Annotated in this window: 19 protein-coding genes and 3 tRNA genes; 6 read left to right on the plus strand and 16 right to left on the minus strand. The window is 73.0% G+C overall.

Going from position 1 to position 21,572, the window contains the following annotated elements:
* Positions 1-252: 252 nt before the first annotated feature.
* From ASE87_RS09775 to ASE87_RS09800, 6 genes are all read right to left on the minus strand, one after another.
* Entirely contained in the window at positions 253-1,068 is an 816-nt protein-coding gene (locus ASE87_RS09775; protein ID WP_200925466.1) for an ABC transporter ATP-binding protein, read from the minus strand.
* Positions 1,065-1,754, minus strand: a complete 690-nt coding sequence (locus tag ASE87_RS16500; protein WP_052505395.1) for a GntR family transcriptional regulator — start codon at positions 1,752-1,754, stop codon at positions 1,065-1,067. Before ASE87_RS16500 ends, ASE87_RS09775 begins: the two co-directional genes overlap by 4 nt.
* Positions 1,755-1,904: 150 nt before the next feature.
* Positions 1,905-2,885: an MDR family oxidoreductase gene (locus tag ASE87_RS09785; RefSeq protein WP_056228104.1), complete on the minus strand. Its 981-nt coding sequence runs from the start codon at positions 2,883-2,885 to the stop codon at positions 1,905-1,907.
* Positions 2,886-2,929: 44 nt separating this feature from the next.
* Positions 2,930-4,327: an SPFH domain-containing protein gene (locus ASE87_RS09790; RefSeq protein WP_056228108.1), complete on the minus strand. Its 1,398-nt coding sequence runs from the start codon at positions 4,325-4,327 to the stop codon at positions 2,930-2,932.
* Positions 4,328-4,338: 11 nt separating this feature from the next.
* Positions 4,339-4,848 carry an NfeD family protein gene (locus tag ASE87_RS09795; RefSeq protein WP_056228112.1) on the minus strand — a complete coding sequence of 170 codons (510 nt, stop codon included), beginning with the start codon at positions 4,846-4,848 and terminating at the stop codon, positions 4,339-4,341.
* Between the two features lie 146 nt (positions 4,849-4,994).
* On the minus strand, positions 4,995-6,020 hold the full coding sequence (locus ASE87_RS09800) for a 6-phosphofructokinase (RefSeq protein WP_043596536.1): 1,026 nt from the start codon (positions 6,018-6,020) through the stop codon (positions 4,995-4,997).
* Positions 6,021-6,163: 143 nt separating this feature from the next.
* Here ASE87_RS09800 and ASE87_RS09805 point away from each other — a divergent pair, with 143 nt between their 5' ends.
* Positions 6,164-6,868, plus strand: a complete 705-nt coding sequence (locus ASE87_RS09805) for a hypothetical protein (protein WP_157489804.1) — start codon at positions 6,164-6,166, stop codon at positions 6,866-6,868.
* A gap of 132 nt (positions 6,869-7,000) precedes the next feature.
* On the opposite strand, the gene ASE87_RS09810 is transcribed toward ASE87_RS09805, so the two are convergent.
* On the minus strand, positions 7,001-7,486 hold the full coding sequence (locus tag ASE87_RS09810; protein WP_056228118.1) for a pyridoxamine 5'-phosphate oxidase family protein: 486 nt from the start codon (positions 7,484-7,486) through the stop codon (positions 7,001-7,003).
* Between the two features lie 59 nt (positions 7,487-7,545).
* The gene (locus ASE87_RS09815) at positions 7,546-8,454 is read right to left on the minus strand and encodes a rhodanese-related sulfurtransferase (RefSeq protein WP_056228121.1); all 909 of its coding nucleotides are present in this window, start codon (positions 8,452-8,454) and stop codon (positions 7,546-7,548) included.
* A gap of 102 nt (positions 8,455-8,556) precedes the next feature.
* Between ASE87_RS09815 and ASE87_RS16115 the strand changes: the two genes are divergently transcribed.
* The gene (locus ASE87_RS16115) at positions 8,557-9,966 is read left to right on the plus strand and encodes a GntR family transcriptional regulator (protein WP_056228124.1); all 1,410 of its coding nucleotides are present in this window, start codon (positions 8,557-8,559) and stop codon (positions 9,964-9,966) included.
* Here the strand turns inward: ASE87_RS16115 and ASE87_RS09825 are convergent.
* Complete coding sequence (locus ASE87_RS09825) at positions 9,960-10,697, minus strand: sugar transferase (RefSeq protein ID WP_235472265.1); 738 nt, start codon at positions 10,695-10,697, stop codon at positions 9,960-9,962. The genes ASE87_RS16115 and ASE87_RS09825 overlap by 7 nt on opposite strands.
* Positions 10,698-10,812: 115 nt before the next feature.
* On the opposite strand from ASE87_RS09825, the gene ASE87_RS09830 reads away from it, so the two are divergent.
* Positions 10,813-11,760, plus strand: coding sequence for a DNA-3-methyladenine glycosylase (locus tag ASE87_RS09830; protein ID WP_056228127.1), 948 nt, complete (start codon positions 10,813-10,815; stop codon positions 11,758-11,760).
* Positions 11,761-11,817: 57 nt separating this feature from the next.
* On the opposite strand, the gene ASE87_RS09835 is transcribed toward ASE87_RS09830, so the two are convergent.
* Positions 11,818-12,288, minus strand: coding sequence for a MarR family winged helix-turn-helix transcriptional regulator (locus tag ASE87_RS09835; RefSeq protein WP_043593230.1), 471 nt, complete (start codon positions 12,286-12,288; stop codon positions 11,818-11,820).
* A 41-nt stretch (positions 12,289-12,329) separates the two neighbouring features.
* Between ASE87_RS09835 and ASE87_RS09840 the strand changes: the two genes are divergently transcribed.
* Positions 12,330-15,980, plus strand: a complete 3,651-nt coding sequence (locus tag ASE87_RS09840; protein WP_056228130.1) for a proline dehydrogenase family protein — start codon at positions 12,330-12,332, stop codon at positions 15,978-15,980.
* 49 nt (positions 15,981-16,029) lie between these two features.
* On the opposite strand, the gene ASE87_RS09845 is transcribed toward ASE87_RS09840, so the two are convergent.
* Entirely contained in the window at positions 16,030-16,467 is a 438-nt protein-coding gene (locus tag ASE87_RS09845) for an Lrp/AsnC family transcriptional regulator (RefSeq protein ID WP_043593232.1), read from the minus strand.
* Between the two features lie 102 nt (positions 16,468-16,569).
* On the opposite strand from ASE87_RS09845, the gene ddaH reads away from it, so the two are divergent.
* The gene (gene ddaH, locus ASE87_RS09850; protein ID WP_369814004.1) at positions 16,570-17,448 is read left to right on the plus strand and encodes a dimethylargininase; all 879 of its coding nucleotides are present in this window, start codon (positions 16,570-16,572) and stop codon (positions 17,446-17,448) included.
* 3 nt (positions 17,449-17,451) lie between these two features.
* On the opposite strand, the gene ASE87_RS09855 is transcribed toward ddaH, so the two are convergent.
* From ASE87_RS09855 to ASE87_RS09870, 4 genes are all read right to left on the minus strand, one after another.
* Positions 17,452-18,969 (minus strand): glycosyltransferase family 39 protein, encoded by a 1,518-nt coding sequence (locus ASE87_RS09855; protein ID WP_056228132.1) that lies wholly within the window; start codon positions 18,967-18,969, stop codon positions 17,452-17,454.
* Positions 18,970-19,021: 52 nt separating this feature from the next.
* Positions 19,022-19,094: transfer RNA gene (locus ASE87_RS09860), tRNA-Phe, on the minus strand.
* A gap of 36 nt (positions 19,095-19,130) precedes the next feature.
* Positions 19,131-19,207 (minus strand) — tRNA-Asp (locus ASE87_RS09865).
* Positions 19,208-19,282: 75 nt separating this feature from the next.
* Positions 19,283-19,358, minus strand: a tRNA-Glu gene (locus tag ASE87_RS09870).
* Between the two features lie 331 nt (positions 19,359-19,689).
* Between ASE87_RS09870 and ASE87_RS09875 the strand changes: the two genes are divergently transcribed.
* The gene (locus tag ASE87_RS09875; protein ID WP_056228134.1) at positions 19,690-20,976 is read left to right on the plus strand and encodes a M23 family metallopeptidase; all 1,287 of its coding nucleotides are present in this window, start codon (positions 19,690-19,692) and stop codon (positions 20,974-20,976) included.
* Positions 20,977-21,057: 81 nt separating this feature from the next.
* On the opposite strand, the gene ppa is transcribed toward ASE87_RS09875, so the two are convergent.
* Entirely contained in the window at positions 21,058-21,549 is a 492-nt protein-coding gene (gene ppa, locus ASE87_RS09880; protein ID WP_043593233.1) for an inorganic diphosphatase, read from the minus strand.
* Positions 21,550-21,572: the final 23 nt, after the last annotated feature.

Genomic DNA, 21,572 nt, shown 5'->3' on the forward strand with positions numbered 1-21,572 from the left:
TCCGGCTCGCCGGGGGCTCGGCCGGCTCTGCGCGCCCGGCTCGCCTGCCCGTCACTCGGGGCCATGCCTGCTCCGCCGCATCCCGCCACGAGGTGCACAACCCGCCACATCATTTCTTGGCGGGTTGTTTACATCGTGGCGGGGTGGCGGGGTGGCGGGGTGGCCGGCTGGCCGACTGGCCGACTGGCCGGGTGGGCCGGCGGCGGGCACTCCGGCAGCGGCTGCGCGGGGCGCCGTGATGCACCGGGCGGGTCAGCGGCGGCGGGCCCGGGCCGACCAGCGACCGTCGGCCCGGTCGATGACGAGCGGGTGGTCGAACGCCCCCGACACGAGGTCGGACGTCAGCACGTCGTCGGCCGGGCCGGTGGCGAAGATCCCGCCGTCGCGCAGCAGCAGGGCGTGCGACGTGCTGCTCGGCAGGTCCTCGAGGTGGTGGGTGACGGTGACCGAGGCCATCCCGGGGTGGATCGTGCGCAGCTCGTCGACGGTGTCGAGCAGGTGTTCCCGCGCCGCGACGTCGAGTCCCGTCGCCGGTTCGTCGAGCAGCAGCAGGGCCGGTTCCGAGACCAGGGCGCGGGCGATCAGGGCCCGACCACGTTCGCCCTGGGACAGGACGCTCCACCGTGCAGGCATGCGGGACGAGAGGCCGACGCTCGCGACGAGGTCGACGACCCGCGCCTCCTGCTCGTCGGTGGGGGACCAGCGGGGCACCGGGTCGCTGCTGCCGGTGAAGCCGCTCAGCACGACCTCGCGCACGGTGTTGTCGCCCACCATGCGGTGGCGGGGGTCGACGTGGCCGATGTGACGGCGGAGCTCGCTCAGCTCGACGCGTCCGAGGCGTCGGCCGAGGACGTCGACCGTGCCGGCGGTCGGATGGCCGAGCGCACCGCACAGCGTCAGCAGCGTGGTCTTGCCGGCTCCGTTGGGGCCGATCAGAGCCCAGTGCTGGCCGGCCTCGACTCGCAACGACACGTCGTGCAGCAGATCACGACCGCCCCGGGTCACCCGTGCGTCGACGACGTCGAGCACGGGCGGCGCCGGGGCGGCCGCGGGGGGAGCTGAGGTCACGCGCGGTAGATGCCCGCCTCGCGCACCTGGTCGAACAGGCCCTGGAGGCGCGCGGGCTGCTCGCGCACGGCGGCGGCCGCCGCCTCGGCGTCGTCCGCCTTGACGGCGTCACGGAACGCGACGGTGAACGCGTGGGCCTGCGGGTAGTCGAAGATGCCGTTGGCCGACGGGCGACGCAGCAGCAGCAGGAGGCGCGGGCCGGTGTTCGACCACAGGCGCGTCAAGGACTCGCTGTCGGCCGCGGCCAGCAGGATCTCGTTGGCCCGTACGAGGCCCGCGATGTCTTCTTCCTTCTTCGCCTTGAAGGCCTTGGCCCGGGTGTCGAGCAGGCCGACGACCTCGGCACGCTGGGCCTTGTCGAGCTTGGGCACGGCCCGCTCGACGAAGAGCGACCAGACGGCGTAACCGACGTCGACGGTGTCGACGAACTCGCCGTACGAGGGGTCGACGATGCGCGTGTAACGGTTGGCCTCGATGTCGACCAGGGCCTGGTCGGCGAGCTTGGCGATGGCCTCGCGGACGGGCGTGCGGGAGACGCCGAGCCAGGCGACGAGCTGGTCGTCGTTCAGGCGTTCGCCGAACTCGAGGGTGCCGTCGATGATCGCGGCGAACATCTTGTCGTAGACGACGTCGCGCAGCAGGCGGCGGGGAGCGGGAGTCTGGTCGTCGTTCTGGGGGATCGGCATCGGGGGCCTCCGTCGTGTGTGCGGATGGGTGGCAACGGTCGTCGGTGCGGGGCACCGCGGTCGGTCGGGTTCGTCGACCCGGCCCTGAACCGGTCGCCGACATGTCGAGCATAAACCCGTGGGCTGAGTACGTATGGGTGATCCGGAGTTCTAGATTCGCGATGCGCCGACCCGCACGACCGTCCGGCCTCGGGTCCGACCCGCCAGGATCGCCTCGCCGGCGTCCACGACGTCGGCCAGGGCGACCTCGTCGGTCATCGAGTCGAGCAGGTCGAGGTCGAGGTCTCGCGCCAGCCGGTCCCAGGCACGCTGCCGCAGGTCGAGCGGCGCGTCCACCGAGTTCACGCCGGCCAGGGTCACGCCCCGCAGGATGAAGGGCAGCACCGTCGTCGGCAGGTCGGCCCCCTGGGCGAGCCCGCACGCCGTCACGGTGCCGCCCCAGCGGGTCTGTGCCAGGACGGTGGCGAGGGTGTGGCTGCCGACCGAGTCGACGCCGCCGGCCCAGCGGGCCCGCTGCATCGGCTTGCCCGCGCCGGACAGCTCGTCTCGGTCGATCAGGGTGGAGGCCCCGAGCGAGCGGAGGTAGTCGCCCTGCTCGGCGACGCGACCCGAGGAGGCGCTGACCGAGTACCCGAGGCGGCTCAGCACCGCGATCGCCACCGACCCGACGCCTCCGGCCGCCCCGGTCACCACGACGTCGCCGTCGTCGGGGCGGACGTCGCGTTCGAGCCGGAGGACGCTGAGCATCGCCGTGAACCCCGCCGTGCCGATGGCGGCGGCACGCCGAGCATCGATGCCGCGGGGGACCAGCACGGCGCTGCCCGGGTCGACCACGACGCGCTCGGCGAAGCCGCCGGGCCTGGTCTCGCCGTGGCCGGCACCGTTGACGAGCACCTCGTCGCCCGGTGCGAAGCGTGGGGAGCCCGAAGAGGCCACGACGCCGACCAGGTCGATGCCGGGCACGAGTGGATCGACCCGGGCGACCCCGGGGTCGCCGCGCAGGGCGAGCCCGTCCTTGTAGTTGACGCCGGACCAGGTGACGTCGACGACGACGTCACCCGGCCCGGCGACCGGTTCGTCGAGCTCTCTCAGCTCGGCGGCCCTGCCCTTCTCGACCACGATCGCACGCATGGGACCGAGGCTACGCGGGCGCGATCAGGCGAGGCCAGGGGAGGTCAGGGGCGGTCGACGGGGCCGGACGCCCCGGCCTTGCCCCCGAGGAAGCCACCCAGCGCGCTGACGAGGTCGAGCCCCGTCGTGGCCTTCACGACGTCCTGCAGCTGCGTCATGTTGTTGGCGACGGACTTGGTCAGCTCGTTGGCGCCGTCGGTGGAGACCACCGTCAGGGCGTCGATGTTGCCCATCGGGGCCGCCATCTCGCGAGCGATCTCGGGCAGACGCGAGATGACCTGCGACGCGAGCGCCGCCTGGCCGAACTTGCCCTGCGCCTCGGCCAGGGCGTCGACCGCCTCGGCCTCGGCGAGACCCTTGGCCTTGATCGCCGCGGCTTCGGCCCGACCGGCGGCCTCGACCGCCGCGGCCTCGTTCTCGGCCGCGTTGCGGGCGGCGTCGGCGAGCTGGGTGCGGCGGAACGCCTCGGCCTCGACGGCGGCGTTGGCCGCGTCGCGCTCGGCCTCGGCGTTCTGCACCGACGCGTAGGCCGCGGCCTCGGCGGGCTGACGGACCTCGATGTTGAGTCGCTCCTGGTTGACCTTGGCCTGCTCGGCGACGGCGATGCTCTCTTGCTCGGCGACCAGTTTGTCTTGCATGGCCCGGGCGAGTTCACCCGCGGCGGCGGCCTCGGCCTGTGCCCGGTCCGTCTCGGCCTTGATCTGGGCCTGGCGCACGTCGAGCTGCAGCTGGCGCTCGGCCGTCTGCTGGGTGTTGCCGATGCGGGCCAGGGCGGCGATGCGCTCGGCCTCTGCCTCGGCGACGTCGGCGTTCTGCTTCGCGACGGCCGCTTCGGCGCGACCACGGTCGGCCAGGTAGGTGCTGCCCGGCGTCTCGATCTCGCGGATGTTCATCGTCTCGATCTGGAGGCCCAGCTCGGCGAGCTCGCCCTTCGTCTCGTTCACGGCGTCGGCCGCCAGGCGCGAGAAGTTCTTGACCAGGTCGTCGACCGGCTGGCCGCCGATGAGTCCGCGGATCGACCCCTCGAGCGACTGCTGCACGATGACGGGGAGCTGCTGCTGCTGCAGCAGGTAGCGCTGGGCGGCGCGGCGCACCCCGTCTTCGGTGCCGGTCACCTTGAAGTTGACCGTCGCCTTGACCGCGGTGCGGATGTAGTTGGCGTCGATCGCCTGCACCTCGACCGGGGTCTGGTACTGCTCGAGCGACAGCTTGAAGCCCTCTTGGAAGATGGGCCAGACGAAGGTGCGGCCACCGATGATGACCTTCTGCGGGCTCGAGATGCCCCCGCCCTCGGATCGTTCGGCGCCACGGCCGACCACGATGAGCGCCTCGTTCGGCGGGACGCGGCGGACGCGGCTGGCGACGAACGACAGCAGGGCGAGCACGATGACGACGGCGACGACGATGGCGACGACGCTGACGTTGGAGGAGATGAAGTCCACGGGGCTTCCTTTCAGTTGGTCTGGGGATCACGCGACGCGGAGGCGTCGTCGGCGTCGAGCGCCTCGACCTGCACGCGCGGGCCGTTCTCGGCCACGACGCGGACGCGGACGCCGCGCTCGATGCGCGCGTCGCTGGTCGCGAGCCGCCGCTCGAGCTCGCGGACGTCGTCGAGCCGCACCTCGCCGCCGGCCGGGCCGGTGGCCTCGGTCGTGACGCCGACGAACCCGACGGGCGACCAGTGGCCCCCGCTCTCGCGGCGCGTCACGCGGCGGACGACGAGCTGGATCAACACGAGGGCCACGAGGGCCATGCCCACGGCGACGGCGTACGTCCACCCCGCCGCGAGGTCGGTCTGCGACGTGACGACCCCGGCGAGCCCGAAGATGGCCAGCGCCGCACCCAGGGCGACGCCCGAGACGAGCCCGTCGCCGACGTCGAAGACGTCGAGCAAGTCGCCCACGACGATGCTGACGAGCAGGAGCAGGAGTCCGATCGCCCCCACCACGATGAACGTGATCATGTGTCGAGCCTGTCAGAGTCCGGCCGGGCGCACATCGCCTGAGCGACGGACCCCGGGATGACGCCGGAGTGGCCGGCCCTGGGGACGAGGCGACGACGGCTCCACGGGACCCCGCCCACGACCTGCCCGATCCCCCCCCGCTCCCGTCAACCGAAGAGGATCGCGGCCTCGTCGTAGCGGTTCTGCGGGACGACCTTGAGGCTGTCGAGCGCCTCCTCGAACGAGACATGGACGATCTCGGTGCCTCGCAGGGCGACCATGCGGCCCCAGCGTCCCTCGACCACCGCGTCGCTCGCCGCCATGCCGAGCCGTGTGGCGAGCACGCGGTCGTACGACGTGGGCGTGCCGCCGCGTTGGATGTGCCCCAGCGTCGTGGCGCGGGTCTCGATGCCCGTGCGCTCCTCGATGACGGGGGCGAGGCGCTCGCCGATGCCGCCGAGGCGCGGTCGGCCGAAGGCGTCCAGGCCGCGCTCGGAGTGCACGTCGCTCTCGTGGTCGGGCACGAACCCCTCGGCGACGACCACCAACGGTGCGCGCCCCCGGTCGTAGGCCGACTGCACCCACTCGACGATCTGGTCCATGCTCGTCGCCTGCTCGGGGATGAGGATCGCGTGGGCACCGGCGGCCATGCCCGAGTGCAGGGCGATCCAGCCCACGTGTCGACCCATGACCTCGGCGACCATGCAGCGGCTGTGCGAGTCGCCGGTGGTGCGCAGGCGGTCCATGGCGTCCGTGGCGATCTGGACCGCGGTGTCGAAGCCGAAGGTGTAGTCGGTCGCCCCGAGGTCGTTGTCGACGGTCTTGGGCACGCCGACGATCTTGAGTCCGGCGTCCGTCAGCCGCTTGGCCGCGGCCAGCGTGCCCTCGCCGCCGATGGCGATCATGGCGTCGATGCCGAAGCGCTCCATGTTCTCGGCGATGCGGTCGACGCCGCCGTCGCCCTCGAACGGGTTCGTGCGACTCGTCCCGAGGATCGTGCCGCCCTGCTTGGCGATGCCCTGGATCTCTTTGCGGGTGAGGGGCATCACGTCGCCGTCGACGACGCCGCGCCAGCCGTCGCGGAAGCCGACGAACTCTTGTCCGTGGATCTGCGTGCCCTTGAGCACGGCACCGCGGATGACCGCGTTGAGACCGGGGCAGTCGCCACCGCTGGTGAGGATTCCGATTCGCATCGAGGGGCTCCATCGCATCGAAGGGCCCGATCGACGGGCCGAGGTCGAGACCCATCATGGACCACGAGGAGGCGCGGCACCTGTCCACGGGGCCGGTCGCCGCCCTGCCCGGTCGCGCAGGCGGCCGTACTACCCTCGCCTGCATGAGCAACGAGCAGCCGGGGCGTCCGCCGTCGCCGTGGGCACGCTTCGCCCGGCCGACGCCGACCGAGCCCGACCGGGGCGAGTTCCCGTTCGGTCCGCCTCGCCCGGTGCACCCCGAGGCGGGCGTGGCCGATCGCGGCTGGCCGCTCGATCCCTCCGGCGCACCGTCGATGCCCGCCACGCGACAGCAGCAGCCGTTCTTCCCGCAGCCCACCTCGACGCAGCCCGTCGGCGGGCCGCCCGTCGGCGGGCAGGCCGCCGCGCCGACGTGGGACTCCGACGGTCGCCAGGTCTGGGCGCCGCCGCCCGGGTCCACGCCCGACACCGTCTCCACGCCCGACGCCCGGCCCGAGAACGCGGGCCTCGGCTCGTACTTCTTCCCGGCCGACGACGACTGGTCGTCAGCGCCGCCCCGTACCGACGACGAGGGTCGTGGTCTCGCGATCGCGTCGATCGTCTTCGGCGTCTTCTTCGCGCCCCTCGGCCTGGTCTTCGGCATCGTGGCCGCTCGACGCGCCCGGGTCGCCGGCCGACCGGCCACCCTCGCCCTGACCGGCATGGTGATCGCCTCGATCGTCATCGTCCTGAGCCTCGCGTACGGCATCGCCGCACTCGACTACTACTCGCAACTCGCGACGGCCTGCGCCCAGCTCGGTCCGGGCGACTACGTGAACGGCGACGGCCAGACCGTCACCTGCGGCTGATCCGGCCGGCCACCGCGCGGCATGCGCCCCGCCCGGCACCGTCCGCGGGCCGACACCGTGCGGGGACCGTCACCGGACGCGGGTCGGCGGAGGCGCGAGCCGTCCCGCACGACCCGCGCCGCGCCTCCTCGGCTAGAGCGAGACGGTGCCGGTGTCGGCGACGTTCTTCGGGTGTCCGCCGGTCACGGCCGCCTTGGCGTACTTGAAGAGGGTGACGGCCTTCGGCTCGTTGCTGACCCAGTACTCGGCCGTGTCGACGTCGACCTCGAGCAGGGCGACGGTCGGGTCCTCGCGGCCCTTGTCGAACCAGGCCTCGGCGCCGGTCGTCCACAGCTCGTCGATGAGCGCGGAGTCCTTCACGATCGACGCCTTGCCCGCGAGCGACAGGTAGCCCTTGCCGGTCTCGACGGCGACGTTCACCTGCGGGTGCGCCTTGACGTCGTCGACCTTGGGAGAGGGGTCGCGAGTGAAGAAGTACACCTTGCCGTCGAAGTCGCGGTCGACGAGCGCGAGGGGGCGGCTCACGAGGTGGCCGTGGCTGCTCTGCGTGGTGAGGATGCCGATGCGGCCCGCGTCGAGGACCTCGCCGATCTTCTTGATGTCGTTGGTCTCAGTCATGCCGGGGACCCTACGCCGGAGCCTCGACCGAGGTCACAGCACCGGGGGTCCGTCGGTCGTCACCGCGCCGGGGCCCCGTCGGCGGCGAGGACCGAGGAGGCGCGGTGCCGGTCGCAGGTCACGTCGCCTCGTGCCCCGCACCCGTCGCAGGCGACGAGTTGCACTCGGCACTGCACGTCGACGCAGTTCTGCATGCGACTGGTCGCGGTGCCGCAGACCTCGCAGCGACCGATCACGGCCGCGCGGTCGCTGAACTCGACCGAGCCGCGACCGTCGAAGACGTAGAGCGAGCCGTCCCAGAGGCCGTCGTCGCCGAAGCGCTCGCCGTACCGCGCGACGCCACCGTCGAGTTGGTAGACCCGTGAGAAGCCGCGGGCCGTCATCAGCGACGAGAGCACCTCGCAGCGCACCCCGCCCGTGCAGTAGGTGACGACGGGCTCGTCCTTCAGATGGTCGTAGCGTCCGCTGTCGAGCTCGGCGACGAAGTCGCCGGTGGTGTCGACGTCGGGCACGACGGCCCCCCGGAACCGCCCGATGCGGGACTCGAACTCGTTGCGTCCGTCGAAGAACGTGACGTGTTCCCGGGCGACCAGCTCGTGCAGTTCGTCGGGCGACAGGCGCTCGCCGGTGCCCACCACGCCGTGCTCGTCGACCTCGAGCTCGTCGGGGGCGCCGAACGTGACGAGCTCGTCGCGCACCTTGACGGACAGCCGCGGGAAGTCGTCCCCCGTGCCCTCGCTCCACTTCACCTCGAGCGGTCGGAAGGGTGCGTACTCGTGGGTGCGGCGCAGCCAGCGTTTCACCTCGGGCAGGTCGCCGCCGAGGGTGCCGTTGATGCCGTGGCGTGACACGATCACCCGCCCGGTGAGCCCGTGGGCCTCCGCCAGTTCGCGCTGCCAGAGCCGTACCGCGTCGGGGTCGGCCAACGGGGTGAACAGGTAGAACAGGACGATCTTGGGTGTGGCCACCGGCTCACTGTAGTTGCACCTCGCCGCCCTGGGTGCTGGCGACACGAGGCATGCATGCCTCATCATGGGATGAGACATGCCACGCGCCACCGAGAGGTCACCATGCCCGTCCCCGCCACCGCACGACCCGTCATCCCGCGCCGGCTGCACAAGGACGCGGTCTTCGACCATCTGCTCGCCGCCGTGTTCGACGGCACGTTGTCACCGGGGGAGCGCCTGCGCGACGTCGACCTCGAACGGTGGCTCGGCGTCTCGCGCACGCCCATCCGGGTCGCCTTGGCGAAGCTCGGCGACCTGCGACTCGTCGAGACCAGCTCCAAGCGGGCGACCCGCGTCGTCGTGCCCTGCGCCGCCGAGGCGGCCGACCTGTTCGCCACGGCCTGCGCGATGGTCGCCGCCGAGGCCGACGGGCTCGTCGCGGCGTCGGACGACCCCGATCGGGCCCGACTCGCGGCCGAGCTGCGGGCGGTGGCGTCGAGCGGCGCGGGTGCCGAAGGGGCCGGGGCTGCCGGCCGTCTCGCCGAGCTGGTCGGGCCGATGGCCGACGCCCTCGACCGGGGGCTCTCCGGCGGGCTGGCGGCCGAACGGCTGCGCCTCGTCGGCCTGCCGTTGCGTCACCACCTGCGGGCGCTGCCGCCCGGGCTGCCGACCGGGCTCGCCCGCGCCCTCGACCTCGCCGCCGCGGCGGTCGAGCGGGGCGACGCCCCGGGTGTCGTCGAGGCCGCGCGCCTCGCCGCGGCGGCCGCCGTGGCCTCGTTCCCGACGTCGGCCCCGGGGGCACGGGGGGTCGTCGGACCCGGTCGTGAGCCGGGCGTCGTGGGGGCGACCGAGGTGACGGCCGCGTCGTTCCGGGCACCGCGCCTCCTGAGCGACGACGTCCACGACGCGCTGCTCAAGGTCGTCCTCGACGGCACCCTGGGCCCGGGCGAGCGTCTCGTCGACGACGAGCTGATCGCCTGGTTGGGGGTGTCGCGCACGCCCATCCGAGCGGCACTCGAGCGGCTCAGCGACGTGGGCGTCGTCGAGCTGGCCGCCAATCGCTACACCCGTGTGGCCCGACCCGACCGGGCCTCGTTCGAGGAGGCGCGGCGCCTGTGTTCGGGACTGCTCGCCTGGTCGGCCCTCCGGGGGGACCCGTCGGCGTCGGCGGTCGGCCCGCTCGATCGGTCCGTGTCCGTGGCCGTGCCCGTGTCCGTGGCCGTGGCCCCGCGGGACGTGGCGCTGCCGGACGGGAGCGAGCCGATCACCCTCGCGGCGTTCTCGTGGTTGATGCGGCAGGCCCGACGGGTCGCCCTCGTGCCGCAAGTCGGCGCCCTCGCCCGCGAGGTCGACCGACTCGAGCCGCGACTCGCGCACGCCGTGGTCGCCAGCCAGGGCCGTCTCCGCCCCGGGGCGTGGCAGGCCTTCGAGCGAGCGTCCGGTGTCGCAGGTGGCCCGGACGGCCGTCGCCGCGCCGAGGCCGTGCGCGGGTTGCTCGCCTCGATCGACATCGAGGCGGTGGAGCCTCAGTAGGCGCCGGTCGGCCGCAGGACGGCCCCGATCGTCCGGACGAGGACGCGGGCGTCGGTCGACGGCGTCCACGCGTGGACGTAGGCGAGGTCGAGTCGCAGGCCGGCGTCCCAGTCGAGATCGGAACGGCCGCCGACCTGCCACGGGCCGGTGAGCCCGGGCAGGACGAGGAGGCGGGCCCTCGCGCGGCCGCAGTACTGGTCGACCTCGCGGGGCAGGGCGGGGCGGGGCCCCACCAGGCTCATCTCGCCCCGCAGCACGTTGACGAGCTGGGGCAGCTCGTCGAGCGAGTGCCGCCGCAGGAGGCGCCCGACGCGGGTCACCCTCGGGTCGGCCCGCAGCTTGAAGAGCGGCCCGTCCGCGTCGTTCGTCCCCGGCATCGGGTGCTCGGTCGTTGCTTCGGCGTGCATCGACCGGAACTTCAGCAGCGTGAAGGGGCGGCCACCGAGACCGCACCGCTCTTGACGGAAGAGCGCGGGGCCGGGGCTGTCGAGCACGATCGCGAGGGCCAGCAGCGCGAAGAGGGGGGCGAGGGACAGCAGGGCCAGGGCCGATCCCACGGCGTCGACGAGTCGCTTCAGGCGACGAGCCGTCGCGCGACGGGCACGAGGGACGGTCGCCACGGCCAGGGGGTCGTGGGCGTCACCCCGGTGGTGCCGCGGGCGGGTGGCGGAGCCGGGCCGCGGTGGTGCCACCACGATCCGGTGGGTGGTGAGTCTCGTGGTGCTCGTCATCGCGCGCGGGTGTCCTCCTCGACCTGGCATGGGGCATGAATGCCTTAAATATTGCACAGACGTTGAACATTCGGAAGACCCCGTCGGTGTCGGCGGCCGGGGTTACGATCGCGGCATGGACAACTCCGTGCCGGCCCCCGCTGCGTCCCGGGTCGACACCGTCTACCACCCCGACGGTCCCCTCGACGTCCGGGCCGTGTTGAGGCCCCTCGGCCGGGGTTCGGGCGATCCCACGTTCCGGGTCGTGGGGGGCAGCGTGTGGCGGGGCGTGCGCACGCCCCTCGGCGAGGCGACCCTGTGCGTCACCCCGACCCGCGCCTCCTCGGCGGTCGGCGCGAGCGCCTGGGGGCCGGGCGCCGAGTGGGCCATCGAGAACGTGCCCGAGCTGCTCGGCCGCGGCGACGACTGGTCGGGCCTCGACGTCTCGGCCAACCCGTTCCTCGCCGACGCCCGCCGACGGCTGCCGGGGTTGCGGCTGACCCGCACCAACCAGGTGCTGCAGATGCTCGTCCCCGCCGTCCTCGAGCAGAAGGTCACGAGCGTCGAGGCCTGGCGCGCCTGGCGCGAACTCGTTCGTCGTCACGGCACGCCGGCGCCCGGTCCGGCGCCCGAGGGGCTCGTCGTCCCGCCGGACGCCCAGGGCTGGCGGCGCATCCCGAGCTGGGAGTGGCACCGGGCCGGTGTCGGTCCCCAGCGGTCGGCGACCGTCATGAGGGTCTGCGCGGTGGCACCCGCACTCGAGCGCACGCTCGCCGTCGGTCGGGGTGGCGACGAGGTCTCGACGCGCCTCCGGTCGATCCCGGGCGTGGGCGTCTGGACCGCCGCCGAGACGACCCAGCGGGCCCACGGCGACCCCGACAGTCCCAGCGTGGGCGACTACCACCTGCCCGCCGTGGTCGGGTGGGCGCTCATCGGTCGTCCCGTCGACGACGACGGCATGCTCGAGCTGCTCGAGCCCTGGCGCGGCCACCGCGAACGCGTCATGCGGCTGATCACGGGCAGCGGGTTCTCGAAGCCGAGGTTCGGCCCGCGCATGACCATCCAGGACCACCGCTCCCACTGACGCGGTCGTCGGCCGAGACGGTCACGCGTCCGCGTCGGGACGCCGAGGAGGCGCGGGTCAGCCCTGCGGGTCGGGCGACGCGTCCGTGCCGATCGCCTCGAGCACGCGGCCCGAGAACGCCTGGACGACCTCGGCGTCCGCCCCGAGCACGTCCGCGAAGTACCTCTTGATGGCGGCCGTGTGGCCTCGGGTCGCGGCGAGCATGGCCCGACGGCCGTCCGGGGTCAGCTCGACCCAGGTGCCGCGCGCGTCGGACGCGCACTCGGTGCGACGCACCAGCCCGCGGCGCTCCATGCGGGTGACCTGGTGGCTGACCCGGCTCTTCTCCCAGCCGATCTGCTCGGCGATGTCGCGCACGCGCGAGCGCCGGTCGCTGCTGCGACCGAGGCCGACGAGGATCTCGTACTCGGGGGCGGAGACGCCCGAGTCGCTCTGGAGGCGGACTTCGAGGGCACGGTCGAGCCGTCGTCTCATGGCGTAGAACGAGTCCCAGACGACCCACTCCTCGTCGGTGAGTTCGTCGGCCATTCGCCCAGTGTAGGGACGGTGGTGCGGCATATCCTCGACCCATGTCCGATGTGCACGCCGACGATGTCACGCAGCAGACCGTCGAGACGGCCCGTCGCTGGTGGGACGCCGCGCGTGCCGTCCCGGTGCAGGGCCCGGCCGCCCGTCTGACCGAGGTGCTGCGCGACCCCCGCGGGCTCGACTTCGCCCGCGACTTCGCCGACCGCGTCGTCCGCCCCGAAGACGACCGGGCGGCCGCGTCCGCGCTCGACTCGCTCAGCCGCCGCACTCCGGCGCTGCTGCCCTGGCACCTGCGGGCGGCGATCTCGTTCGGCGGCGGCTTCGGCCCGCTCGCCCCCAAGCCGATCATGCCGGTCGCACGGCGGGCGCTGCGCCACATGGTCGGGCACCTGCTCGTCGACGCGCCACCCGAGAAGCTCACGCAGGCCCTCGCCGGCCTGCGGAACGACGGCGTGCGGCTCGACCTGACCGCCTGGGGGCCCGTGGTGTCGGGGCCGACCCAGGCCGAGCGGCGCGTCGCCGCGGTCCGGGCCCTGATCGAGCGGCCCGACGTCGAACGCGTCACGACGACCGTCCGCGAGCTCGTCGGACCGACCTCGCCGTGGGCCTTCGACGAGACGAGCGACCTGGCCGAGTCGACGCTCGGGCCCCTGCTCGAGCTCGCGGCCTCGACGGGCACCCTCCTCACCCTCGGCGTCGACCGGCACGCCGACGTCGACCTCACGATCGACGTCTTCACCCGACTGCTCGACCGCCCCGGGCTCGAGTCCGTCACGGCGGGCATCGTCGTCCAGTCGTACGTCCCCGAGGCACTCGACTCGTTGCGGCTGCTCACCGACTGGGCCCGGGACCGTGTCGACCGGGGCGGCGCCCCGATCTCGGTCCGGCTGGTCAAGGGCGGCTCGCGCCGTGACGAGATCGTCGACGCCCGCCTGCACGACTGGCCCGTCGTCACCTTCGAGGCCAAGCACGAGACCGACGCCAGCCACCTCCGGCTGGTCGAGTTCGCCCTGAGGCCCGAGAACGCCGCGGTCGCCCGGGTCGGACTCGCCGGGCACGACGTCTTCGACCTGGCCCACGCCGTCACGGTCGCCCGTCGCCACGGCACCGAGCACCTGCTCGACGTCGAGATGTGGCTGGGGTCCGCGGCCGGTCTCGCCGAGGTCGTCCGCTCCGAGCTCGGTTCGCTCGTCCTCCAGGCGCCGGTGATCGTCTCCGGCGAGTTCGACTCCGCCGTGCGACACCTGGTGGGCCGGCTGGACGCGCTCGCCGACCCCGAGGGATTCCTCTCGAGCACCCTCGACGTCGACCACGAGGCCGCGTTCGCCCGCGAGGCTCGTCGGCACGACCGGGCCGTCGCGGCCGTCTCCGAGCTGCCCTCCGTGCCGCGGCGGCGGCGGGACCGGTCCGGACCGCTCGACGAGGGCCCCGACCACGTCGTCGACTTCGCGGCCGAGGCCGACACCGATCCTTCCCTCGACGGCAACCGCCGGTGGGCCCGGGGCGTGCTCGGGCGTGCTCGTCGGTCGGTCGCCGGCGTCGAGACCGCCGACGCGGCCCCCTCCCTCGGGCTCGCGTCCCCGGACGACGCAGCACTCGACGACGCAGCCCTCGACGATGCAGCCCTCGACCACGCAGCACTCGAGGCCGTCGTGACCCGCGCCTCCGCGGCCGGGGCGGCCTGGGGCGGCCAAGACCCCGAGACCCGTGCCGAACTCCTCGACCTCGCGGGCCGCGAGCTCGCGCTGCGGCGCTCGCGCCTCGTCGAGGTGTGCGTCAGCGAGTCCGGCTCGACCCTGTCCGAGGCCGACCACGAGGTCGGTGCGGCCGTCGACTCGGCCCACCGGCTGGCGATCCTGACCCGCGACCTCGCGACCGTCGACACGGCCGAGCACCGGCCCCCGCGGCTCACGGTCGTCGTGCCCGACCTCGTCACGCCCGTCGCCAGCACGGTCGAGGGAGTGCTCGCGGCGTTCGGTGCCGGCAGCGCGGTCGTCGTCCACCTGCCCCCCAGCCGACGGCGGGCGGTCGCCGTCGTCGCCGAGGCGCTCTGGGCGGTCGGCGTCCCCGACTCGCTCCTCGCCCTGGTCGTCGCCGACGGTCCCGACCACGAACGGGCCCTGCTGACCCACCCCGTGGTCGACCGGGTCGTCGCCCACGTGCCGGTCGAGACGGCCGTCGGCCTCCGCGACGTACGCCCCGACCTCGACCTCGCCGTGCGGACCCGGGGGGTCACCTCGATCGTCGTCACCCCCTCGGCCGACCTCGAACTCGCCGCCGCGGACGTCGTCGCGAGCGTCGTCGACCACGCCGGCCGCGGCCACGGTGCGCTCGACCTCGTGCTCGCCGTCGGTTCCGTCGGTCACGGCGAGACGTTCCGCCGCCTGCTGCGCGAGGCCTTCGAGGCGGTCGTCGTCGGTCCGGCCGACGACGTCGCCACCGTGATGGGGCCGCTCGCCTCCGCCCCGACCGGGTCCGAGCTCGGCGTGCTGACCGTGCTCGGGCCCGGCGAGTCGTGGTTGCTCGAGCCGCGTCCGCTCGACGGGACCGGGGCCCTCTGCTCGCCGGGAGTGCGCGACGGCGTCGACCCTCTGGGGGCCTTCGCCTCGAGCGCTCACGGGGTGCCCGTCGTCGGTCTCGTCGCGGTCGACACGCTCGCCGAGGCGGTCGCGGTGCAGAACGCCGAGAACGGCGGCGACGTGGCGGGCCTGCACTCCCTCGACGTCGACGAGATCGACGACTGGCTGCACACCGTGCGGGCGGGCGACCTCGTCGTCGGCGGTCCGACGACGGGCGCGCGGGTGCGCCGCAGGCCCACCGGCGGGTGGGGCCGACGGGCGATCGGTCGGGGCCTCAAGCCCGGCGGCCCGAACGCCCTGATCGGCCAGGGGGCCTGGCGGCACCGTCCCCACGACCCGCGCCCCTCGCTGCGCCTGCACGACGTCTCCGAGGGAGTCACCCGCCTGGTCGACGCGGCCCGACCGACCCTGTCGTTCGAGCAGTTCGACTCGCTGCGCACGGCCGTCGAGAGCGACCAGCGTGCCTGGCAGTCCGAGTTCGGGCTGGCCCGTGACGTCACCGGCCTCGTGGTCGAGCGCAACGTGCTGCGCTACCGACCGCACCCGGTCACGGTGCGACTCTCCTCCGGCGCCGACCCGGCGGCGCTCGTCCGGCTCGTCGCCGCCGGTGCGAGGGCGGGGGCGACCCTGGCCGTCAGCTCGGCCGTGCCGTTGCCGGCGGGGCTCGTGCACCTGTGGCGCGCCTCCTCGTCCCCGGTGCGCGTGCGCGACGTCGTCGTCGAGAGCGACGAGGCGTTCGTCGCACGGGCCGCCGCGGGGGCCCTGCAGGGCGCCACGGCCGAGGCGGCCGGTCCGGACGTGCTCGACCTGCTGGCCGAGGCCGCCGGGGGCGAGCGGGCCTCCGTCGACGGGGGTCGGGTCGACGACTCGAGGCCGGCCCCGTCACCCGAGGCGGTTGCCGCCTACCGCGGCCTGCGCATCCGGATGATCGGCGGAGACCCCGCCGCGCTCGCCCGGGTGCTCCGGGGCAGTCCCGACGTGACGATCTACTCGGGCGAGGTGACCGAAGAGGGGCGGATCGAACTGCTGGCGTTCGTGCGAGAGCAGTCGGTCTCGCTGACGGCGCATCGGTACGGCCGTCTCGACCCCGCGCTGGCCGACCTGCGGCTCTGACCGCGACGGACCGCCGCGGGGCATTAGTCGGGTCGCCGTCGGGTCGCCGTCAGGCCGAGCGGCGGCTGATGAGCTTCGACAGCACGATCGCGCTGCGCGTGTGGTCGACGTTCGGGGCGTTGCGCACGCGTTCGAGGGCCTCTTCGAGCGACGGGATGTCGCGGCTGCGCATGTGGACGATGGCGTCGGCGCTGCCGGTCACCGTGCCGGCGTCGACGACCTCGGGCACCGTGCCCAGGATGCGTTGCAGTTCTTGGGGCGAGACGGTGCCGCGGCAGAACAGCTCGACGTAGGCCTCGGTGCCGAGCCCGTCCACGGCGGGGTCGACCTGCACGGTGAACCCCTTGATCACCCCGTCGGCGACCAGGCGATCGACGCGGCGCTTGACCGCCGAGGCGCTGAGGCCCACCGAGGCGCCGATGTCGCCGTACCCGGCACGGGCGTTCTGGCGCAGGAGGTCGATGATGCCGTAGTCGAGATTGTCCACGACAGCATCGTACGCGGATAAGATGCACCAAAGCTGACAAATACGCAAGAATGTTGCGTGAGAGCCCGGCCCTGTGCGCGCTCGCGATGTGACACTGATCCGGTGAGCCTGACGATCGAACCCTCCGACCTGCCCGACGCGACCGCCCGACGGGACGCCGCCCGCGTGGCGAGCCACCGCACCATCTTGATGTGCCGACCGGAGCACTTCACCGTCAGCTACAAGATCAACCCGTGGATGGACCCCACGCAGCCGACCGACACCTCGTTGGCGCTGGCCCAGTGGCAGACCCTCCACGACACCTACGTCGGCCTCGGATTCGACGTCGAGCTTATCGACCCCGAAGAGGGCCTGCCCGACATGGTCTACGCGGCCAACGGCGGCTTCGTCCTCGACGGCGTCGCGTACGGTGCACGATTCACCTACCCCGAGCGCCAGGCCGAGGGCCCGGCCTACATGCGCTGGTTCGCCTCGGCCGGCTTCGAGGTGGCCGAGCCCGCCGAGACCAACGAGGGCGAGGGGGACTTCCTGCTGGTCGGCGACGTCATCCTGGCCGGGACCGGCTTCCGCAGCGACTCGAGCTCGCACGACGAGATCGGTCGCGTCTTCGGGCGCGAGGTCGTCAGCCTCACCCTCGTGAACCCGAGCTTCTACCACCTGGACACCGCCATCGCCGTGCTCGACCCCGAGCCGGTGGACGGCCGCCACACCATCGCGTACCTCGAGAGCGCGTTCGACGACGCCTCGCTGGCGATCCTGCGGCAGCGCTTCCCCGACGCGATCCTCGTCAGCGAGGAGGACGCGGCCATCCTCGGGCTCAACTCGTACTCGGACGGCTACAACGTCGTGATCGCCGCCCGGGCCACCGGCTTCGAGCGGCAGCTGCGTGAGCGGGGCTACAACCCGATCGGCGTCGACCTCTCGGAACTGCTGCTCGGCGGCGGCGGCGTCAAGTGCTGCACCCTCGAGCTCCGTCGCTGACCGTCAGGCCGGTGGTCGCGCGAAGAGGTAGACGACGCTGCGTCCGGTGCGGTGCTCCTGCCGGATCTCGTAGCCCTCGTCGCGCAGCTGGCGCAGGTCGGCCTCGCTGAGGACGTCGACCGAGAGACGTGCGATCCACAGGCGGTCGACCGACGTCAGCCGGTCGGCCAGCTCGACGGCGTCGTCCTCGTCGTCGAGACGCAGGGTGACGTCCGAGTACGAGCCCGACGGCAGCCCCGACCGCACGAAGGCGACGTCGTCGAGCTCGGCGAAGCGCTCCGGGTAGGCGTAGATCGCCTGACGGGGTCGCGTCGACACGGTGCCGGTCGCGTCGAGCAGGAACGCGTCGCCCGGACGGGCCTGGCTCTCGATGTAGCTCGAGAGCTGGGAGAGGTCGCTGCCGCCCCCCTTGCCGGTCGGCAGCCGCTGCAGCACGTAGGTCGGGACCGAGGCCGTCACCAGCAGGGCGACGAGGGCGATGCTGATCCAGCGCCGCCGGAAGCCGGTGACGGCGACCGCCAGCAGCAGGCACATGCCCGGCGCCGAGAAGGTCACCAGTCTCGACGTGTACACGGGCGCCAGGACGAGCCCCAGCGCGAGCAGCAGTCCGGCGGGCAGCGCGACCCAGAGCGCGCCGAGCAACACCACGCTGCCCGGCGTCCTCGACCGGTCGCGGAGGCGGGTGCCGAGCAGGATGAGCAGGACCGCCGAGACGACGGCGAACGCCAGGCCCGTCACGAACCACGGTTCGACCAGGACCGTCCACCAGGTGACGTCGGCACCCGTCGACGGGTCGGCCACCCCCAGGAGGCGCGAGCGCTCGGCGAGGACCGTCCCGATGACCGGCGAGGTCACGAACAGGGCCGCCCCGGTCGAGACGGACCAGCCGAGGAGGCGGTGGCGGGCTCCCCGACGTCGGCGCTGTGCCGGCGCCAGCAGCAGGAAGACGCCGTGCACCACGATGATCAGGCCGAGGGGGACGAAGGTCGCGATCGACCCGGCGAGGACGGCGCCGTACCCGATCCACCAGCGTCGACGGTGACGCCGGGAGGCCACCAGCAGCAGCACGGTCACCCAGACGGCCAGCGCGGCCGAGAGCGCGTAGGGACGCGCCTCGGCGGCCTCGAGCGTGAAGCGGGGCAACACCGCGAAGATCGCCGCGGCCAGGAGCGCGGTGCGACGGGTCGTCAGCATGCGCGTCAGGACGAGCACACCGGCGGCCCCGGCCCCGACGAAGACGGCCGACGGGAACCTCGCGGCCACCTCGGCCTCGCCGAAGGCGCCGATCCAGAAGTGCATGACGAGGTAGTAGACCGTGTGCACCGCGTCGCGCTGGTGCACGAACGCCAGCAACTCGCCGAGGGGGAGGCGCGCCACCTGCAGCGTCGTCGCCTCGTCGCTCCAGTACGAGGGCACCCAGCTGAAGGCGGCCCCGAGCAGCAGCGCCGCGAGGCCGGCGACGAGCGGGTCGAGCCAGCGGCTGCGGAGGGAGACGACCGCGGGGTCGTGTCCGATGCTCACGCGGCCGTCCCGCCGTTAAACGAGTCAGGCCCCGCCTGAGCGGGGCCTTCTGTGGCTGGACACGGCATCGATCCGTGGACCTTTCGATTTTCAGTCGAACGCTCTACCAACTGAGCTACCCAGCCGTGAGGGCCTGAAGCCCCCAGGCGATGAACTCGCCTTGGCGACCCTGACCGGACTTGAACCGGCGACCTCCGCCGTGACAGGGCGGCGCGCTAACCAACTGCGCTACAGGGCCAAACTTGCTGCTGTGAGACAGCGTACTCGATGTTCTGTTGTGATTGGTGCAGGTGGTGCCTCGGTGCTGTGTCGCTGGTGACCCCAACGGGATTCGAACCCGTGCTGCCGCCGTGAAAGGGCGGTGTCCTAGGCCACTAAACGATGGGGCCGTGTCCGAGGACGTCATAGCAACCGATCACAGAGCATACGGATGATCGCGGGTAAAAGCAAAACGGGGGCGACGCGGATCGACGCGCGCGCCTCCTCGTCCCCCGTTCTGGTCACGCGACTCGCCCGCCACTCCGTCGCGATTGCCCGGCGATCGTCGGAGCGGAGGCTAGTTTCAAGTCGTTCTTGAGAGTTCGGGCCCGCCCCCGGGTCGGCCCGCCCGTCGCCACCGCCTGCGGTGCTGTACGGGATCGCGCGCCCGGGTTACCGTGTCCCACACGGCGACCACCGGTTCACGGACTCGACGCCGTCACGACGAATCGGACCCACTCGATGACCACCACCCGCCGACCCGGTCGAGCCCGCCTGGCGAGCCTCACGTCGGGTCCCCTCGCGCCGTCGTCGCGACTCGCCCGCGTCGTCGTGTCGATCGCCGCCGCGTCCCTGTTGCTCACCGCGGGCGTCGTCGGACTGCCCGCGTCGTCGGCCCACGCCGCCTCCTACCCCTCGTGGGAGGACGTCCAGAAGGCGCGGGGCGACGAGACCGCGAAGCAGGCCGAGATCACCAACCTCGAGGGCATCCTCACCCAGATGCAGTCGGACCTCGACGCCAAGAACGCCGAGGCCGAGAAGCGGGGCGACGAGCTGCAGAAGGCCCAGTCCGCGTACGACGACGCCCAGTACAAGACCGCGCAGCTGCAGTCGCAGGCCGACGCCGCCGACGAGGTGGCCGCCGCCAGCGAGGAGCGCGCGGGTCAGCTCGCGGCCCAGCTCGGTCGCTCCGGTGGCACGAACGGCGTCAGCGGCAGCCTGATCGCCGACCCGGGTGAGGCCGGGCAGCTGCTCTACAAGCTCGGCGCGATGAGCAAGCTCACCGAGCAGGCCGACGGCATCTACTCGCAGGCCACCCAGGACCGCAACACCGCCCAGGGGCTGAGCGACCAGGCCGCCGTCGCCGAGGCCGCCCTCGCCGTGCTGGCCGACACCGCGCAGAAGGCCCTGGCCGACGCGAACGACGCCGCCCAGGCCGCGAGCGACGCCCTCGCCACGCAGCAGGAGAACCAGGCGCGGCTCCAGGCCCAGCTCGAGACCCTCAAGACCAACGTCGACCACACCGAGGCCGAGTACCAGAAGGGCGTCGAGGAGTCCCGGGCCGCCGCGGCCGCCGCAGCGGCGGCGACCGCCGGCACGGCCCTCGGGGTCGTCTCGCCCCAGGGCTGGACCCGCCCGGCCGGCGGCAACATCTCGAGCGGCTTCGGCATGCGCGTCAACCCGGTGACGCACGCGTACATCCTGCACGCGGGCACCGACCTCGCCGCGGGCTGCAACTCGCCGATCTACGCCGCGACCGCGGGCGTCGTGACCTACGCCGGCTGGTACGGCGGCTACGGCAACTTCGTGTTGATCGACCACGGCAACGGCTTCACGACCGGGTACGGCCACCAGCCGAACGGCGGCATCATGGTCAGCGTCGGGCAGGCCGTCGGCACCGGCCAGCAGATCGGTCACGTCGGCTCGACCGGCAACTCGACCGGTTGCCACCTGCACTTCGAGACCCGCGTCGGCGGCGTCGCGCAGAACCCGCAGCCGTTCATGGCCGACCGCGGCATCCGCCTGTAGGCACCGTCCGCGGACGGCGGCACGACGTAGGGCCCGGCACCAGGTGGTGTCGGGCCCTACGTCATGCCGTGGTGCGGGAGGTCAGTGTCCCTCGTCGGCCAGCTTCGTGATGCCGGCCTCGACGATGGCCTCGGCCTCGGCGGCGTCGCCCCAGCCCTCGGTCTTGACCCACTTGCCGGGCTCGAGGTCCTTGTAGTGCTCGAAGAAGTGCTCGATCTCTTTGCGCAGGTACTCGGGCACGTCGGTGACGTCCTGGATGTGCTCCCAGCGCGGGTCCTTCGCGGGGACGGCGATGACCTTGGCGTCGCTGCCGCCGTCGTCGGTCATGTTGAAGACGCCGACCGGACGCACCTTGACGCCCACGCCCGGGAAGAGCGGGTAGTCGAGCAGCACGAGCACGTCGACGGGGTCGCCGTCGAGGCCGAGCGTGTTCTCGAAGAAGCCGTAGTCGGTCGGGTAGACGAACCCGGTGAACAGGACGCGGTCGAGGTAGACGCGACCGGTCTCGTGGTCGACCTCGTACTTGTTGCGGCTGCCTTTGGGGATCTCGATCACGGCGTCGTACGCGGCCATGGGTGTGCTCCTTGCGATGCGTC

The organism is Frigoribacterium sp. Leaf44 (assembly GCF_001421865.1).
In the GTDB taxonomy this organism is placed as follows: domain Bacteria; phylum Actinomycetota; class Actinomycetes; order Actinomycetales; family Microbacteriaceae; genus Frigoribacterium.

Excerpts from the sequence above, each read along its gene's own strand:
- ASE87_RS16500 (WP_052505395.1), bottom strand. The coding sequence starts at position 1,754 with ATGCCGATCCCCCAGAACGACGACCAGACTCCCGCTCCCCGCCGCCTG.
- ASE87_RS09785 (WP_056228104.1), bottom strand. The coding sequence starts at position 2,885 with ATGCGTGCGATCGTGGTCGAGAAGGGCAGGGCCGCCGAGCTGAGAGAG.
- ASE87_RS09795 (WP_056228112.1), bottom strand. The coding sequence starts at position 4,848 with ATGATCACGTTCATCGTGGTGGGGGCGATCGGACTCCTGCTCCTGCTC.
- ASE87_RS09800 (WP_043596536.1), bottom strand. The coding sequence starts at position 6,020 with ATGCGAATCGGAATCCTCACCAGCGGTGGCGACTGCCCCGGTCTCAAC.
- ASE87_RS09805 (WP_157489804.1), top strand. The coding sequence starts at position 6,164 with ATGAGCAACGAGCAGCCGGGGCGTCCGCCGTCGCCGTGGGCACGCTTC.
- ASE87_RS09810 (WP_056228118.1), bottom strand. The coding sequence starts at position 7,486 with ATGACTGAGACCAACGACATCAAGAAGATCGGCGAGGTCCTCGACGCG.
- ASE87_RS16115 (WP_056228124.1), top strand. The coding sequence starts at position 8,557 with ATGCCCGTCCCCGCCACCGCACGACCCGTCATCCCGCGCCGGCTGCAC.
- ASE87_RS09825 (WP_235472265.1), bottom strand. The coding sequence starts at position 10,697 with ATGACGAGCACCACGAGACTCACCACCCACCGGATCGTGGTGGCACCA.
- ASE87_RS09830 (WP_056228127.1), top strand. The coding sequence starts at position 10,813 with ATGGACAACTCCGTGCCGGCCCCCGCTGCGTCCCGGGTCGACACCGTC.
- ASE87_RS09835 (WP_043593230.1), bottom strand. The coding sequence starts at position 12,288 with ATGGCCGACGAACTCACCGACGAGGAGTGGGTCGTCTGGGACTCGTTC.
- ASE87_RS09840 (WP_056228130.1), top strand. The coding sequence starts at position 12,330 with ATGTCCGATGTGCACGCCGACGATGTCACGCAGCAGACCGTCGAGACG.
- ASE87_RS09875 (WP_056228134.1), top strand. The coding sequence starts at position 19,690 with ATGACCACCACCCGCCGACCCGGTCGAGCCCGCCTGGCGAGCCTCACG.
- ppa (WP_043593233.1), bottom strand. The coding sequence starts at position 21,549 with ATGGCCGCGTACGACGCCGTGATCGAGATCCCCAAAGGCAGCCGCAAC.